The following is a 16,080-nucleotide window of genomic DNA, read 5'->3' on the forward strand; positions in this document are numbered from 1 at the left end:
GGTTACTCTTGCAGCTCCTCAGGATCTTCCAGAATTTCGACCACTTCAGAACTGGAACGTTCATGCCCCATTAGGAATAGCGCTAACATCGCATCTGCTTTGGTCTTGTCATCAGAGCTGTCGGACAAAATCTGTTCGAAACGGTGACGAATCATCGCCACTTCATGTTCGACGAAACCGCGTCCTTCCTCTTCACCCTGAGTCTCTTCAGGAGCAGTATCGAAGCTCAAAAACAGCAGTTCACCGTCCAGGTTAGTCTCCAATAGACGTTCGGGTAGCCAGCTCTCTCCGGTCACTATGTCCGGATCACAATCATTTGGCAATGCGTCGAGTCTTTTTTTTAATTCAGATGCTTTCACAATCGTTCGATTTGAGGGATCATATCTTCTTATTTTAACGACCAATGGCGCAGAAACCTAAGTATAAAGACTATTAGTTGGTGAGTTTTTGAGTTGTTGCGTTACTTTTGGATAGAAAATGATACATAAATCTTCACTATCGATATTTTCGATCGTGGTCAGTGGCTTATTTGCTCCCATCACTTATGCACAACAAACCGAAGTGATCGCCGAGCAGAATTGGGGAATCGCTGCAGCTTTTCGCACCGCAACGATTCCATACACATCCAACAATAATGACCAAACCGTAGGCACTTTTGTGCCGATGATGTTCTTTGACAATGAACATGTGTTTATTGATGGTATGCAAGGTGGTGCCTATCTGTATCAACAAGATAGATGGCAACTGAATGCCTTAATGCGACTACGTTTTGTCGATATTCCCGCTTCTGCGCAAAACACTTATCAAGGTGACACGGTCGACTTTGGCGCTCAACTTCGCTATCGACTCGACGAGACGTGGACACTCGCAGGGGAACTGATGAGTGATGATGAGTTTCGCTTTCACGCTAACTTGACGGCCTCTGCCGACTATCAATGGGGTGATTGGCAGATTGAGCCCCATGCAACCATCAGGTTTAAGGGCGCAGACTTTAACAGTGAGTATTACGCGTTTAAATCTTACACAGGTGAGAGTATTGATGCGGGTGTCGATATGAGTGTGGGAGTGAACGCTCGTTATCATGTCTACTCCAATTTGTATCTCCTCGGTGCCACCAGTGTGACCCGTTTAGACAACAGTGCTTATCGCTCGACGATCGTCAACGATCGATTTGAAGGCGAGTTGTTCTTAGGCTTTGGTTTTTTCAATGACAAAACTAAAGCACCGAAAACCGCATTGAGTAATCCGCGCTATTTGCGCGTGGCGCATGGTTGGGCGACGTCGTCAAACATTGGTGAGATATTCAGTTTTAATCGCGAGAAAGATCCGTATAACAATCAGTTGACTTCGGTGTTTTATGGTCACCCGTTAACCGATGAGCTGTTTGGCCTCCCGCTGGATATCTATTTAACGCCAGGACTGGTTCATCATTGGTCATCATCGGTCCAGTCAGTCTCCACGGAATATGTCGCAGCGATTAAGGCCTATTACACCTTTGAATGGCCGATACAGTGGCGGTTTGGTGTCGCTGAAGGGCTCTCCTACATTGATAGCCTCACCTACATTGAGTACGAAGAGATGAAACGAAAAGGCTATGAACCGAGTAAGTTACTCAACTACCTCGATTTTTCCGTTGACGTCAATGTGGGGGACCTATTCAACCAACCAGACTATAACCATGTTTGGTTTGGCTATTCGCTTCATCACCGTAGCGCAATATTTGAAAAAGCCTCGCAATTTGGCCGAATCAAAGGGGGCAGTAATTATAATACCCTCTATGTGCAGATCGATTTTTGACCGCCTGCCGTAATACAGACGCCCACCAGCATTGCTAGGTGGGCGTTTTTGCTTTCACCTGTGTTACAATCCACGCAGTTTTATCGATAGAAAAGAATAGGTAATGCTTTGACTTCGTCACAGCCACAAAATGCTGCCGCTCCTGACAATCAAGTTCAGGCAAACACGGCGGCATCGTTACGCAAAGCACTTCAGCAGTGCATGTTAAAAGACAGATTCCGTTTAAGTAAGCGTATTTCCGGGGCAAATAAAATCAAAAAAGAAGCCGCGCGACACGCCGTATTTGACGAGATTGCCCTCGACATTGCTAAATCGATGATGGAAGCCGAGCAGCGCGCTGCGGTATCGGTCAAGATTGATTACCCCGAGCTTCTGCCTGTTAGTCAAAAGAAACAGGATATTGCCGACGCGATTGAACAAAACCAAGTGGTGATCGTGGCGGGCGAAACGGGTTCGGGGAAAACCACCCAGTTGCCGAAAATCTGTGCCGAGCTTGGCCGCGGTCAGTTTGGCTTAATTGGTCATACTCAACCGCGTCGTCTTGCTGCGCGCTCGGTGGCTAATCGTATTGCCGAAGAGATGGAAAGCAAACTGGGTGAGTTTGTCGGCTACAAGGTTCGTTTCAATGATCAAATCTCGGAAAACACTCAGATTAAGTTGATGACAGACGGTATCTTGTTGGCCGAAATCCAGCACGACCGTTTCCTCAATCAATACGACACCATCATTATCGATGAGGCTCACGAACGCAGTCTGAATATTGATTTTATTCTCGGCTACCTTAAAGAGCTACTGCCTAAACGCCCTGATCTTAAAGTCATCATTACCTCGGCAACCATAGACCCTGAGCGCTTCTCTAAACATTTTAACGATGCGCCTATTATCGAGGTTTCAGGTCGAACCTACCCGGTTGAGACTCGCTATCGCCCTCTTAGCGGTGATGAAGATGGCGATCGCGATCAGCTAGAAGGGATTTTTGAGGCGGTTGATGAGCTGTGCGATGAAGGCTTGGGCGATATCCTGATCTTTATGAACGGCGAGAGGGAAATTCGCGATACCGCTGATGCACTAGCCAAACGCAATTTGAAAAGCACGGAAATCGTTCCGCTTTACGCGCGTTTGTCGGCGGGTGAACAGAACAAAATCTTTCAGCCACATGCAGGGCGGCGCATCGTTCTCGCCACCAACGTGGCGGAAACCTCGTTGACGGTACCTGGGATCAAATACGTCATCGATCCGGGTACCGCGCGCATCAGTCGTTACAGTTATCGTACTAAGGTGCAGCGTCTACCGATAGAGCCTATCTCTCAAGCTAGCGCTAACCAGCGTAAAGGTCGCTGTGGTCGTGTAGAAGAGGGGATCTGTATTCGACTCTATTCTGAGGACGATTTCAACGCTCGCCCAGAGTTCACCGACCCTGAAATATTGCGCACCAACTTGGCGTCAGTCATATTGCAGATGACTGCGCTGGGTTTGGGTGATATTGAAGCGTTTCCGTTTGTCGAGGCGCCGGATAAGCGCAACATCCAAGATGGTGTGCGTCTTCTTGAAGAGCTTGGGGCGATCAACGAGAAAGCCAAAGATCCAAGAAAACGTCTCACCGCAACAGGGCGTCAATTGGCGAAACTGCCAATTGACCCTCGTCTTGCGCGCATGGTGCTTGAGGCGCCTAAGTATGGCGCGCTCAAAGAGCTGATGATCATTGCCTCGGCACTATCGATTCAAGATCCGCGCGAGCGTCCGAGTGATAAACAGCAGTCATCTGATGATAAACACCGCCGATTCTTCCATGAAGAGTCAGACTTCCTCACCTTTGTAAACTTGTGGGACTACATCCAAAAACAGCAAAAGCAGCTGTCGGGGAATCAGTTCCGCAAGCAGTGTAAGCAGGACTATCTTAACTACTTGCGTGTGCGTGAGTGGCAAGATGTGTACTTCCAAGTTCATCAGGCGATGCGCGAAATGAGCTTTAAGCTCAATGATGAGCCAGCTAGCTACCAAGGTGTCCACAGCGCGATTTTGGTCGGCTTGCTGTCACACATCGGTATGAAAGACCAAGAGAAAAACGAGTATCAAGGTGCGCGAAACGCTCGTTTCCACATCTTTCCAGCCTCTGGTCTGTTTAAGAAGCAACCCAAGTGGATCATGTCCGCTGAGTTGGTCGAAACGTCCAAGCTTTGGGGACGCATTATTGCCAAAATCCAGCCCGAATGGATTGAGCCTTTGGCCAAACATCTGATTAAGCGCAGCTACAGCGAGCCTCATTGGTCGAAAAAGCGCGCAGCGGTGATGGCGCATGAAAAAGTGATGCTGTACGGCATTCCGATTGTGCCTAAGCGCCTGGTTAACTATGGCAACATCGATCCTGTTGTTAGCCGAGAGCTGTTCATTCGCAGCGCACTGGTTGAGGGTGAATGGGAAACCAAACACGCATTTTTCAAACAAAACCGCAAGCTGCTGCAAGAGGTTGAAGAGCTGGAACACAAGTCTCGTCGCCGCGATATTTTGGTCGATGATGATGAGCTGTTTGACTTTTATGACCAGCGCGTCGGCACCGATGTGGTGTCAGGACGTCACTTTGATACTTGGTGGAAGACGGCGGCGAAAGCCAACCCTGAACTGCTCAACTTTGAAAAAGAGATGCTGTTTAAGGGCGATGCCAGTCATGTCACTGACCTGGATTACCCTAACTTCTGGCATCAAAATGGGCTTAAACTCAAGCTCAGTTACCAGTTCGAACCCGGCGAAGACAGCGATGGTGTCACCGTACATCTACCGCTGCCTATTCTCAACCAGGTTGAGCCAGCAGGATTTGATTGGCAAATTCCGGGCTTGCGTCATGAGTTGGTAGTCAGTCTGATTAAGTCCCTGCCTAAAACGATTCGCAAGAACTTTGTCCCTGCACCCAACTACGCTGATGCTTTCTTAGCCCGAGTGACCCCAATGGAGTCACCGCTGCTTGATGCACTCGAAAAAGAGCTGCGCAGAATGACAGGGGTCGAAGTGCTACGTGAAGATTGGAACTATGACCAAGTTCCTGACCATCTAAAAGTCACCTTCCGCACCGTCGATCATCGCAACCGCAAGTTGAAAGAGCATCGTGATTTACACGAGCTAAAAGAGAGTCTCAAAGACAAAGTCCAGGAGACCTTGTCTAAGGTGGCTGACGATGACATCGAACAACAAGGCTTGCACACCTGGAGCTTTGGCGAGCTGCCTAAAGTCTACCAGCAAAAACGTGGTGGCTATGATGTCAAGGCGTATCCAGCGATTGTGGATAGTAAAGACAGCGTTGAAATTAAACTGTACGAGACTGAGCAAGAGCAAGTGCAGGCGATGAAAGCGGGCCAGCGCCGGCTGATTTTGCTCAATGTGCCGTCACCAATCAAATACTTACATTCGAATTTACCGAACAAATCCAAGCTAGGGCTCTATTTCAACCCGTATGGCAAGGTGCTTGATCTTATTGATGATTGTATTGCCTGTGGGGTGGACAAGCTGATTGAGCAAAAAGGCGGGTTAGTTTGGCAACCAGAAGAGTTTGAACAGCTTAAAGAGTATGTTCGCGCTGAGCTAGGCGATACGGTGGTTGAGATTGCTAAGCAAGTGGAAACCATTTTGACCACCGCATTTAACATCAATAAAAAGCTTAAGGGCAAAATTGATTTCACTATGGCGTTTGCTTTGTCTGACATCAAGGCCCAAATCGAAGGTTTAATTTTTAAAGGTTTTGCCACTGAGTGTGGTTGGAAGCGCTTGCCCGATATCCTACGCTATATGAAAGCGATTGAGCGTCGAATGGAAAAGCTGCCGATTGACCCCAACAAGGACCGCTTGCATATGTTAAAAATCGAGGCGGTGAGCAACGACTACAAAGAGTTGCTGAACAAGATTCCTAAAGGGGTAGAGGTACCGGACAAGGTTAAAGAAGTGCGCTGGATGATCGAAGAGCTGCGTGTCAGTTATTTCGCTCAGCAACTGGGTACGCCTTACCCCGTTTCCGATAAACGAATAAAAATGGCGATCGATGCTTGCTAGGTATGCTAATTGCATAAATACTTATACGGTTCGGAATTTTGATTAACACGGCAGAGGTTTGCCAGCCAACACCTCTGCAGCTTATAACTAGAGAAGGTTTATTATGAAAAAGACACTACTAGCGCTAGCTCTGATTGGCGCATCCGCTACTGCTTCTGCAGACTCATGGATCTACGGCAGCGCGAGTGTAGGTCAAGCTGATCTAGGCAATGAATCTGCAACGTCATACAACGTTCATGTCGGGACTGGCATCCTGCCGCTCATCGGTCTTGAAGCGGGTTATCAGAACTTCGGTGACTTTGATAATGTGACGTACGGTACATACACAGGCAAGTTGCAAGGTTCAGGCATCTATTTTGCGGCTAAGCCAAGTATTGATTTTGGCCCTCTTCATATCTACGCGAAGGGCGGTGTTCACTCTTATGAGCTCAAAGGCAACAGCTTCAAAGAAGATGAAATCAATATGATGTACGGTGTCGGTGCTGAGTACTTTTTCATGGGACCAGTATCCGTCGGTGCGAGCTACAACGTTTTCTCTTTGAAAGACGAGGACGTGAAAAACTTCTCTCTTAACGCGACATTCCACTTCCTATAATCGCGCACTAGAAACTGATTGATGTCAAGCCAGAGCATAACGCTCTGGCTTTTTCATTGGTTTTACCAATCAATGAAATAGAGGCAATCATCGTGTGCTTACTGACTTCCTTGTCTATCCTTAACTGCGTGAATCAGGTCAATAATCAACAAGGATAAGACAATGTCAGACAATAAATCCTCTGCGGGGCAGTGCCCAGTGATGCACGGTGCGATGACACAATCAAGTAACTCAAATGTCGCTTGGTGGCCCAATGCACTGAATCTAGACATCCTCCATCAACACGACAGTAAAACCAACCCTCTTGGCGCCGACTTTAACTATCGCAAAGAACTCGAAAAACTAGATGTTGAAGCGCTAAAGCAAGATTTGAAAGATTTAATGACCGACAGTCAGGCTTGGTGGCCGGCAGATTGGGGTCACTACGGCGGCTTAATGATTCGAATGGCGTGGCACTCCGCCGGTAGCTACCGTATTGCGGACGGTCGTGGTGGTGCGGCAACCGGTAACCTGCGCTTTGCCCCGCTAAACTCATGGCCAGATAACGGCAACTTAGACAAAGCACGTCGTCTGCTGTGGCCAGTTAAGCGCAAATACGGCAACAAAGTCAGTTGGGCAGACTTGATGATCCTTGCCGGTAACATGGCTTATGAGTCGATGGGCTTTAAAACCTTTGGCTTTGCTTTTGGCCGAGAAGATATTTGGCATCCTGAAAAAGATACCTACTGGGGCTCAGAGCAAGAATGGCTAGCGCCAAGTGGTGGTGAACACAGCCGTTATTCGGGAGAGCGTGATTTAGAAAACCCGTTAGCTGCTGTAATGATGGGGCTGATTTACGTGAATCCTGAAGGGGTCGACGGCAACCCTGATCCGCTAAAAACCGCGCAAGATATGCGTGTGACCTTTGCGCGCATGGCAATGAACGATGAAGAAACTGTCGCATTGACCGCCGGCGGCCACACAGTGGGTAAAGCCCATGGTAATGGTGACGCGGCAAACTTGGGCCCTGAGCCTGAGGCCGCGGATATTGAAGAACAAGGATTGGGCTGGAACAACCACAAAACTCGCGGCATTGGTCGTGACGCTGTCACGAGCGGCATCGAAGGGGCGTGGACCACTAACCCAACGCAGTGGGACGACGGTTACTTTGATCTGTTGTTCAAATACGAGTGGCAATTGACCAAAAGTCCCGCGGGCGCGTGGCAGTGGGAGCCGGTCGATATTGCAGAGCAAGATATGCCGGTTGACGTCGAAGATGCGTCTATTCGCGTCAAGCCAATGATGACCGATGCCGACATGGCGCTGAAAATGGACCCAGAGTATCGCAAGATTTCTGAACGCTTTAAAAATGACCCGGCTTACTTTGATCAGGTTTTTGCCCGTGCATGGTTCAAGCTGACCCACCGTGACCTCGGCCCGAAATCACGTTACTTTGGTCCTGATGTCCCTCAAGAAGATTTGATTTGGCAGGATCCGGTTCCAGCAGGACGAGCTGATTATGATGTGGATGCAGTGAAAGCCGCGATAGCGGCAACCGATTTATCGGTCGGTGAACTAGTCAGCACCGCTTGGGACAGTGCTCGCACGTTCCGTGGCTCAGATAACCGAGGCGGCGCTAACGGGGCGCGGATTCGTCTGGCCCCGCAAAATCAATGGCAAGGTAATGAGCCTGAGCGCTTGCAGCGAGTGCTGGCGGTGTTAGAGCCGATTGCTGACCAGTTTGACATCAGCGTTGCCGATACCATAGTGCTAGCAGGTAATGTCGGCCTAGAAAAAGCCATTGGTGCTGCGGGCTCTCAAGTCTCGGTGCCCTTTGTCGCTGGACGAGGAGACGCAACTGCAGAGATGACAGATGCCGAGTCGTTTGATGTGCTAGAGCCGGTCGCTGATGGCTTTAGAAACTGGCAAAAACAACACTACGCGGTATCACCAGAAGAGATGTTGCTGGATCGCGCTCAGTTACTCGGTCTAACTGCGCCAGAAATGACGGTGCTGGTCGGTGGTTTGCGTGTGCTAGGGGCCAACCACGGCGGTGAAGCTCATGGTGTGTTCACCGATAAAGTCGGCGTATTGAGCAACGACTTTTTTGTTAACTTGACCGATATGGCCTACAGCTGGGAGCCGAAAGGTCGCAACCTGTACCACATTAACGATCGAATCAGCGGCGAAACCAAATGGACGGCGACGCGCGTGGATCTCGTTTTTGGTTCCAACTCGATTCTCCGCGCTTACGCAGAAGTGTATGCGCAAGATGACAATCAAGACAAATTCATCGCTGATTTTGTTGCGGCTTGGAGCAAGGTGATGAACGCCGACCGATTCGATATCTAATCACAGTGACATCCACTTGATTCTGTCTAGGCCATTCATAGTAATGGCCTTTTTCTTTTCTGGCGTTTGTTTAATCGCGGTGGTGTGTGTATGTTGGTGTTATCAACGTCAGGTAAGGAAGCGCTATGACCACGTCCAAAGTAAAGCAAATGGAGCCATGTTCTCAGGCCGATGAGAAGCCCGGTCAACAGAAAAGCCTCACGATCCTTGCCGAGTTGATGCGTTTTGTGCGCCCCTATCGCTGGCGAGTGGCCGCGGCACTGGCTGCGTTGATTGTGACCGCGACCTTAACTTTGTCAGTTGGGCATGGGGTGAGGTTACTAATAGACCAAGGTTTCGCCAGTCAGTCACATCAACAGCTTGGCAGTGCTATTCAGTTTATTTTGTTGGTCACCTTGTTGATCTCCATCGGCACATACTTTCGCTTCTATTTGGTCTCTTCGGTCGGGGAGAGGGTCAGCGCTGACATTCGTCAGGCGGTGTTTAACCATGTCATCACCCTGCATCCTAGTTACTTTGAGACCAATGGCAGTGGCGAAATCATGTCGCGCCTGACCACGGATACCACACTGCTGCAAAGTATTATAGGCTCTTCCTTTTCGATGGCGATGCGCAGCGCGCTAATGTGTTTGGGCGCGACCATCATGTTGTTCGCCACCAATGTAAAATTGACCTTAATTGTGCTGGCAAGTGTGCCGTTTATCTTGGTGCCTATTCTCTACTACGGTCGTCGAGTTCGCGCCTTGTCTCGCGAGAGTCAAGATTCAATGGCCGACGTCGGCAGGTATGCTGGAGAAGCGATAGAGCAGGTAAAGACGGTTCAGAGCTACAGTCGTGAGCACCAAGAGCAGTCTATGTTCGCCCAGCAAGTGGAAAAAGCGTATCAAGTTGGCCTGCAGCGAGTGAAGCAGCGGGCGATCCTGATTTCTGGGGTGATTATTATAGTCTTCAGTGCGATTTCCGGCATGTTATGGGTGGGCGGAAGCGATGTGATCTCAGGGACCATTTCTGGTGGCGATCTCGGTGCGTTTGTGTTTTACGCGATTATCGTTGCCTCGTCATTGGCAACACTGTCAGAGGTGATGGGAGAGTTACAGCGCGCGGCCGGCGCGACAGAGCGTTTGATCGAATTGTTACAAGTCGAGAGCGACATCGTCACCTCAAACCCATCTGCGACTGAAGCCAGCGAGCTTTCGGCTCGACTCGAGTTTGCAGCTGTGTCGTTTTGCTACCCATCAAGACCGCAACAACCCGCGCTGGATCAACTCAGTCTCGCGCTAGAAGAGGGCAATACACTCGCCTTAGTCGGGCCGTCGGGAGCAGGGAAGAGTACCATTTTTGAACTGCTTCAGCGCTTTTACGACCCACAGCAAGGCGCCATCACCCTGAGTGGCACAGACATTCGCCAGCTCGATCCGCAACAATTGCGCAATAAGATGGCGTTGGTGCCTCAACAACCGGCCCTGTTCAGTCACGACGTTTTCTACAACATTCGTTATGGACGCCCTGAGGCGAGCGACCAAGAGGTGATCGAAGCGGCGAAAAAGGCCCATGCCCATGAGTTTATCGAGAATTTGCCACAAGGCTACCACAGTTTCTTAGGTGAGCGCGGCGTACGATTGTCTGGCGGGCAAAGGCAACGTATTGCGATTGCCCGGGCAATATTGAAAGACCCAGACATTTTATTGCTCGATGAAGCGACCAGCGCATTAGACAGCGAAAGTGAGCATCATGTCCAGCAAGCGCTGGTGGAGTTGATGCAGGGAAGAACGACCATCATTATTGCTCATCGGCTATCGACCATCCAGCACGCCGACCAAATAGCCGTGCTGGATAGGGGCAGGTTGGTCGATATCGGCGATCACAATAGCCTTCTCCAAAGCTGCGAGATCTATCAGCGTTTGGTTGAGTTGCAGTTTAAGCAGATGAACAGTGAAGATTGACAAGCGCTAATCTGGCTGATGCATTGACTCGTTTTTGCCCCAAAACGAGTTTGAATTTAGATAGCAGAAAACCACCATGAGATCATTTTTTGCCAAAGTTTGTATTAAACCACTGAGCTCGCTGTTAAAATAAATAATCTCTGTTCCAAGTACATTACTCCTAGTAAATCACATATATTTAACGAGTGTTTACGGTCTACTTTTACGTGAACACATCTTTGTAACTCAATTCCCATCAGTGTCTTGAAATTGTAGTGGAGAGACTTGCTGAAGCCAATATGGTGATCTATTTCCTTTCCCCACATTATTAAAATTTTTAATAGAAGGTATAAAACACCCTAAACGCTTAATTGCGTATATTGACCTCATTCATTCGGAGGTCACTATGATAAAACATCCTATTAAAGCCCTTAGCCTAGCCGTTGCACTTTCGTGTGCCTTGGCATCTCCAGTTACCTATGCCAATAGCCAAGCCACTCCCCTCACTCCTGTACAACAAGCTCTCCATGATGAGGCTTACAATTTAGGTCTCAGTGCCTATCTTTGGGGCTCAACTCTAGTAAGAATGGAGCAAATCAGCCGCCAATATACCGATTTGTCTGAGTCTCAGGCCGATACGAGTTATCGAGGTCCATTAAATGAGTTTGGTCATGCACGACGTTTGAGTACCCCAGCGGATACCGATATGCCCACCGCTAGCCGCGATACACTCTACTCAAGTGCGATACTTGATGTTAGCCAAGAGCCTATTGTTCTTGAAGTGCCTGAAGTTACCGATCGCTACTACGTCATTAATATGTTCGATATGTGGCACAACTTATTTCAGTACGTAGGAACACGCGAGACAGGGAGTTTAGACAAGCAATTCTTAATTGTGCCTCCAGGTTGGAAAGCAACTCAGGAGATCCCACGTGAACTCAACGTAATCGAAGCACCAACCTCAAAAGTATGGCTTTGGGGACGTACTCAGGTCATGGACGAACAAGACTACGCCAATGCACATGCCGTGCAAGACCAATATAAGATAACCCCCCTAAGTGAATATATAGGCGGTCAGCCTAGTAAAGTGACCGCTGTATTATCACCTCGTCCAGGACAAGAAAATGATCCATTACGCTTTTACGTCGAGTTAGGTGCTTACCTAGCAGACAACCCTGTCGACGAAAGACAAAAAGCGATGCTCGGTCAGTTCTCGAAAATAGGCCTAACCGAAAATGGATTCGATGCCAGCAAGCTATCTGATTCAACCAAAAAAGCACTGATAGATGCGATTGCAGAAGGTGAAAAGATTGTCATGGCTCAACAAGCGAATCCAGCCAACTTAGAGATGAAAGATGGTTGGGTTTATACCTTTGCGTTAGATGCGTTTGGTGATGACAACGCAATGCGTTCGCTGATTGCACATCCATATCTAGGTGGTCAAGGTCCTAAGGAAGCAATTTATCCAATGGCTGCTATTGACGTCAAAGGCAACCCGCTGACTGGGGCGAATGACTACGTGATGACTTTTGAGCAAGAGCCTCCAGTCGGAGCGTTCTGGTCGGTCACTGTCTATGACGCGCAAAGCAAGATGCTAGTCGATAACCCTATTGACCGATACGCGATAAGCAACCTTTCTGACCTAACCAAAAATGCCGATGGGTCTTTCTCATTGCACTTATCGACAAAAGAACCGCACAACAAAACCCAAATAAATAACTGGTTACCAACACCAGAAGGTCGCTTCTATGTGCTAACTCGCCTGTACATACCAGGTAAAGAGATCCTCAACATGGATTGGACCGTTCCTGGTCTAAAAGCGAAATAATCATTCCATTAGCATACCAGCACAGGCTCTGTGCTGGTTCTTTCTATAAGGTTTTCCATGAAGAAACGTTTATTATTTATTGCCAGTACAGCCTGTGTATTCGGCGCAAGTACTGTGCACGCCGCAGACAATGAAGTACAAGACATGTCTGACCCATTGGCCATCTATACACAAGTTGGTGGGGGCGTAACCAACAAAGGTCTAAACCTAAAGGTAGGCAAAACGTACGACACAGGGAAAGAGAATGTGGCGGGTATGAATGTCTTGGAAGTGAAAGGCATCGCCGGTGATACCTTAGGTTGGCATGATGATCCTCAACTGACAAATGATAGTGTCGACTCATTTCGCATTCGAAACTTTACTGCCAACTTGAAAAATGGTCGCGGTGCTCAGATAGACTTGAACTACGACCTCAATAAGGAGTTTGGCTCCGCCTCTTACAGTTTCATTCAGGCGTTACCTAAATTAGGACCGCTTCAATTATTTCCTCTCGCTGGGGCTGGGGTTGCATTTGGTAATAATGTGATCGGTGATGACGGTCATGCCGTCAGTGGCTATTCAGTGCCGGGCACCTTTGCTCTCGTCGGAACGTACACCAAATTGGAGCTGACCGACCATGTTTGGCTCAACTATAACCCAATGTATATGGCGACATTATCTGGTTCAGACACTTATAAACATTACGGTTTAGAAGCAAACGATAGTGTCCTAACTCATGAGTTTGCGATTTCTTACCAGATCATTCCTCGCTTCAACGTGCGGTACTTTGCCAATTGGACTGAAAACACCCGTTTCTCAGATGGTGACCACCGTATTGAGTTCAACTATCAGCTCTAATCATTGAGCAGACACAACCTAAGCATACGTGCAAGGACGCACCATTTTAGAGGTCTTGACCATGAAAATACATCCAACTGCCCTCGAGTATCAGGCGTATCCAAGTGTCTACCCACTCCTAGAGTCCGTCATTTTTATGTGGTTTGTCATTATTGTTACCGTTGGAATCGCCGTCTGGGTACTAGCGAAACTGTGGCATGTTCATTCTATTCCCAAGCACTTAGCAAAAGAACGCGGCTTGGCCCAAGCAAAGCTAGTCTTTTGGCTCTGTTTGCTCGGATTAGTGTACAAACCGCTCTGGATCCTTGCCGTCATTGCCATCGTGACTGATTGGGACAAGGTTCAAAACTGGATAAGAGGTACTCGCTAATGAAAGAAATAATGTTGCCCTATCTTCTTGTTGTATGGTTACTGTTCAAATTCAAAGTGTTGAAACCAACACCTAGAAACTACTTTATCACCACTACAATTGGCATATTGCTCGCGTTAGCACTATTTTTGGGCCATAGATTTTACTCCCCCGTAGACTTAACAAACTCGACTACCGTTAAGGCTCCTCATGCGGTTTTATCTCCTGCTTTTGGTCAGCATATGGACAAAATTTATGTCCAACACAACCAAGAAGTGAAAAAAGGGGAAGTGCTTTATAGCCTCAAAGACGACAAAATATCTGCTGCTATTATCGAAGTAGAATCGGGACTCAACGAAATCACTCGTACCATTGAAGCAAAGCAGGTCCAACTGTCGCAGGCCAAACGGGATTTAAATAGAAACCAGTCTATGGGAAATCATGTCAGCATTAAGGATTTAGAAAATGCACAAGATATGGTTGAAGTCCTCAATGCGGAAATGAAAGTGCTTCAAGCAAAGTACGATGGATTAGTAGCGAAACGCGGCAGTCTTGAGTTTGACCTCTCCCGTTTAACGGTGCAGGCTCCTTTTGATGGTATGGTGACTCATATATATGTTGCGAACGGCACTCGAGTTGGCTCTTTACATCTATGGGATACCAACAAAAAATTCGTTGAGATGAGGATTCCTGACCAAGCATTTGGCAATATCGAGCCGGGTCAATTTAGTGAGTTTTATGTCGATGCTTTTCCAGGACAGATCTTTCGTAGTCGCGTACACAGCGTGGTCAAAGCAACAGGTGAAGCACAAGGGAATCTTCTACCAAGAGAGCAAGCCGTCTCTAACCACATACAGCGAGGAGCGGCTCCGGTTGGACGAACCGTTATCTTGGAGATGGATACTGATACCATGGCTATGGTTCCGATTGGTGCCACGGGCTCCGCTTGGATCAGTGCGAAAAAACCACATCCCTTGCTTGGTTTCATCGACATCATTGGCGGGGCAACATTACGTTTGACGTCTGCGAAGTCATTTTTGTCAGCGCTCTAAACATTATTGCCTAAAGAAAAGGTCCATTATGGACCTTTTTTTGTGCTCACTCAAAAGCCACTGCATCATGAAGTGGCCATCGTTAAGAAAGTGAAGAGAAGCACTTAGTATTTATAATCGAGGGTGATGCCTAAAAAGTGATTGCTGTTATTGTAACGACCTTGCATTGCCCCGTTTTGAATCTCTGGGGAACCATAATCTGCGTAGCTATAGTAGAGGCTCAAATTCGTTGACCTGTTCCATTGATAGCGACCTCCAAGGCTGTATTTAATTTGCTTGTCGACCGGCAAATCTGGTGATTGAAGAGAGGCTTGATCTAACGGAGACTCAACATACCCAAATCCCACATCCATCGTGAATTTATCATTGACCGCTATTTTGCTTCCAATCGAGGCAAACCACACGTCGTCAAAACCTCGTTTCTTAGTGACATCCATATCCTTGACGTAAATGGCCGTCACATCATTCGCACTCCAAAACTCTTTACCAATACTCCAAACGAATGCTATGGGGTGGTTAAGTTGATGATAACCTGAGACTTCTAACTTTGCCGCATTAACCAAATCCACGCGAGTATCCAGTTGCCGGTTAAACAGGGTAAGCTCCCCCTCTAGATCGTGTTCCATCTTTGAACGGTAAGTTACGCCAAATCTATGATGCTCTGAATGCAAATAAGTCGCACCGAAATTGTACCCGAAGGCGTAAGATGTTGACTCTAAAGTGGCTCGTTCAGAGAGGAATCGTTGCTCAAATGTTGCTCGATCAATTTGAAAACCCGCTCCAAGGGTTAACCGCTCATTCAATTTATAACTCAAGGAGGGGTTAAACTGCATGACGCTAAGTTGAAGGTCATTCAATCCGAGCTTTCCCGCATAATCAGTGCCGTAGTCCAAACCACTACCGCCAGTGGCAACTAGCGACACTCCAACATGGTAATGGTCATTAATTGGAGATACAGCATAAAGTGAACCATAAGGCTGAACCCCGCCGGCATTGGCACTGCTCAGACGAGAATCCCGCTCATCTTGATATTCAATACTAAGCGCCATTGTTGCCATATTGACCGCTATATGCGTTTGATCCAAATACGCCATCGCAGCAGGGTTTGAATAGGCCACTGACGCGTCTTCCGCCAATACAGCTGACCCCGCGCCTGCGGTGCCTACATTCAACTGACTCATTTCTGAAACTAAAGTCGCAGCAGCATAGCTGTGACAACTGAATATCGCTAAGGTCAAAGCGCTCAATTTGGGTTGGATAAGTGACATTTGCACTCCGGTATTATAGAAACTAAGAAAAACGCCTCCATTTAGTAGGAGGCGCGTGCTAGC

11 protein-coding genes are annotated in these 16,080 nt (G+C 48.0%); 9 read left to right on the forward strand and 2 right to left on the reverse strand.

Translation table 11 applies throughout. From position 1 onward, the window contains the following. Window positions 1-2: 2 nt before the first annotated feature. Entirely contained in the window at window positions 3-359 is a 357-nt protein-coding gene (locus MTO69_RS05405) for a hypothetical protein (RefSeq protein WP_248331826.1), read from the reverse strand. 118 nt (window positions 360-477) lie between these two features. On the opposite strand from MTO69_RS05405, the gene MTO69_RS05410 reads away from it, so the two are divergent. The 9 genes from MTO69_RS05410 (at window position 478) to MTO69_RS05450 (ending at window position 14,749) form a co-directional block, all read left to right on the forward strand. Beyond that, on the forward strand, window positions 478-1,797 hold the full coding sequence (locus MTO69_RS05410) for a MipA/OmpV family protein (RefSeq protein WP_248331828.1): 1,320 nt from the start codon (window positions 478-480) through the stop codon (window positions 1,795-1,797). A 108-nt stretch (window positions 1,798-1,905) separates the two neighbouring features. Then, a complete protein-coding gene (gene hrpA, locus MTO69_RS05415; protein ID WP_432715645.1) occupies window positions 1,906-5,835 on the forward strand; it encodes an ATP-dependent RNA helicase HrpA in 3,930 nt (1,309 codons plus the stop codon). A 103-nt stretch (window positions 5,836-5,938) separates the two neighbouring features. Beyond that, window positions 5,939-6,430, forward strand: coding sequence for a porin family protein (locus MTO69_RS05420; RefSeq protein WP_248331830.1), 492 nt, complete (start codon window positions 5,939-5,941; stop codon window positions 6,428-6,430). Between the two features lie 162 nt (window positions 6,431-6,592). Continuing rightward, on the forward strand, window positions 6,593-8,761 hold the full coding sequence (gene katG, locus MTO69_RS05425; RefSeq protein ID WP_248331832.1) for a catalase/peroxidase HPI: 2,169 nt from the start codon (window positions 6,593-6,595) through the stop codon (window positions 8,759-8,761). Between the two features lie 149 nt (window positions 8,762-8,910). Next, on the forward strand, window positions 8,911-10,704 hold the full coding sequence (locus tag MTO69_RS05430) for an ABC transporter ATP-binding protein/permease (protein WP_432715652.1): 1,794 nt from the start codon (window positions 8,911-8,913) through the stop codon (window positions 10,702-10,704). Between the two features lie 385 nt (window positions 10,705-11,089). Beyond that, on the forward strand, window positions 11,090-12,511 hold the full coding sequence (locus MTO69_RS05435; protein ID WP_248331836.1) for a DUF1254 domain-containing protein: 1,422 nt from the start codon (window positions 11,090-11,092) through the stop codon (window positions 12,509-12,511). Between the two features lie 57 nt (window positions 12,512-12,568). After that, window positions 12,569-13,348: a hypothetical protein gene (locus tag MTO69_RS05440; RefSeq protein WP_248331838.1), complete on the forward strand. Its 780-nt coding sequence runs from the start codon at window positions 12,569-12,571 to the stop codon at window positions 13,346-13,348. Window positions 13,349-13,409: 61 nt separating this feature from the next. Then, the gene (locus MTO69_RS05445; protein ID WP_248331840.1) at window positions 13,410-13,718 is read left to right on the forward strand and encodes an Mg2+ and Co2+ transporter; all 309 of its coding nucleotides are present in this window, start codon (window positions 13,410-13,412) and stop codon (window positions 13,716-13,718) included. Next, entirely contained in the window at window positions 13,718-14,749 is a 1,032-nt protein-coding gene (locus tag MTO69_RS05450; RefSeq protein WP_248331842.1) for an HlyD family secretion protein, read from the forward strand. The genes MTO69_RS05445 and MTO69_RS05450 overlap by 1 nt, the downstream gene beginning before the upstream one ends. Window positions 14,750-14,853: 104 nt before the next feature. On the opposite strand, the gene MTO69_RS05455 is transcribed toward MTO69_RS05450, so the two are convergent. Then, window positions 14,854-16,017, reverse strand: a complete 1,164-nt coding sequence (locus tag MTO69_RS05455) for an OmpP1/FadL family transporter (protein WP_248331844.1) — start codon at window positions 16,015-16,017, stop codon at window positions 14,854-14,856. Window positions 16,018-16,080 lie beyond the last annotated feature (63 nt).

This window comes from Vibrio sinaloensis, assembly GCF_023195835.1.
In the GTDB taxonomy this organism is placed as follows: domain Bacteria; phylum Pseudomonadota; class Gammaproteobacteria; order Enterobacterales; family Vibrionaceae; genus Vibrio; species Vibrio sinaloensis_C.

Bases quoted from the DNA above. Each gene is read 5' to 3' on its own strand.
- MTO69_RS05455 (WP_248331844.1), bottom strand. From the start codon at position 16,017: ATGTCACTTATCCAACCCAAATTGAGCGCTTTGACCTTAGCGATATTC.
- MTO69_RS05430 (WP_432715652.1), top strand. From the start codon at position 8,911: ATGGAGCCATGTTCTCAGGCCGATGAGAAGCCCGGTCAACAGAAAAGC.
- MTO69_RS05410 (WP_248331828.1), top strand. From the start codon at position 478: ATGATACATAAATCTTCACTATCGATATTTTCGATCGTGGTCAGTGGC.
- MTO69_RS05440 (WP_248331838.1), top strand. From the start codon at position 12,569: ATGAAGAAACGTTTATTATTTATTGCCAGTACAGCCTGTGTATTCGGC.
- MTO69_RS05445 (WP_248331840.1), top strand. From the start codon at position 13,410: ATGAAAATACATCCAACTGCCCTCGAGTATCAGGCGTATCCAAGTGTC.
- MTO69_RS05450 (WP_248331842.1), top strand. From the start codon at position 13,718: ATGAAAGAAATAATGTTGCCCTATCTTCTTGTTGTATGGTTACTGTTC.
- katG (WP_248331832.1), top strand. From the start codon at position 6,593: ATGTCAGACAATAAATCCTCTGCGGGGCAGTGCCCAGTGATGCACGGT.
- MTO69_RS05435 (WP_248331836.1), top strand. From the start codon at position 11,090: ATGATAAAACATCCTATTAAAGCCCTTAGCCTAGCCGTTGCACTTTCG.
- MTO69_RS05420 (WP_248331830.1), top strand. From the start codon at position 5,939: ATGAAAAAGACACTACTAGCGCTAGCTCTGATTGGCGCATCCGCTACT.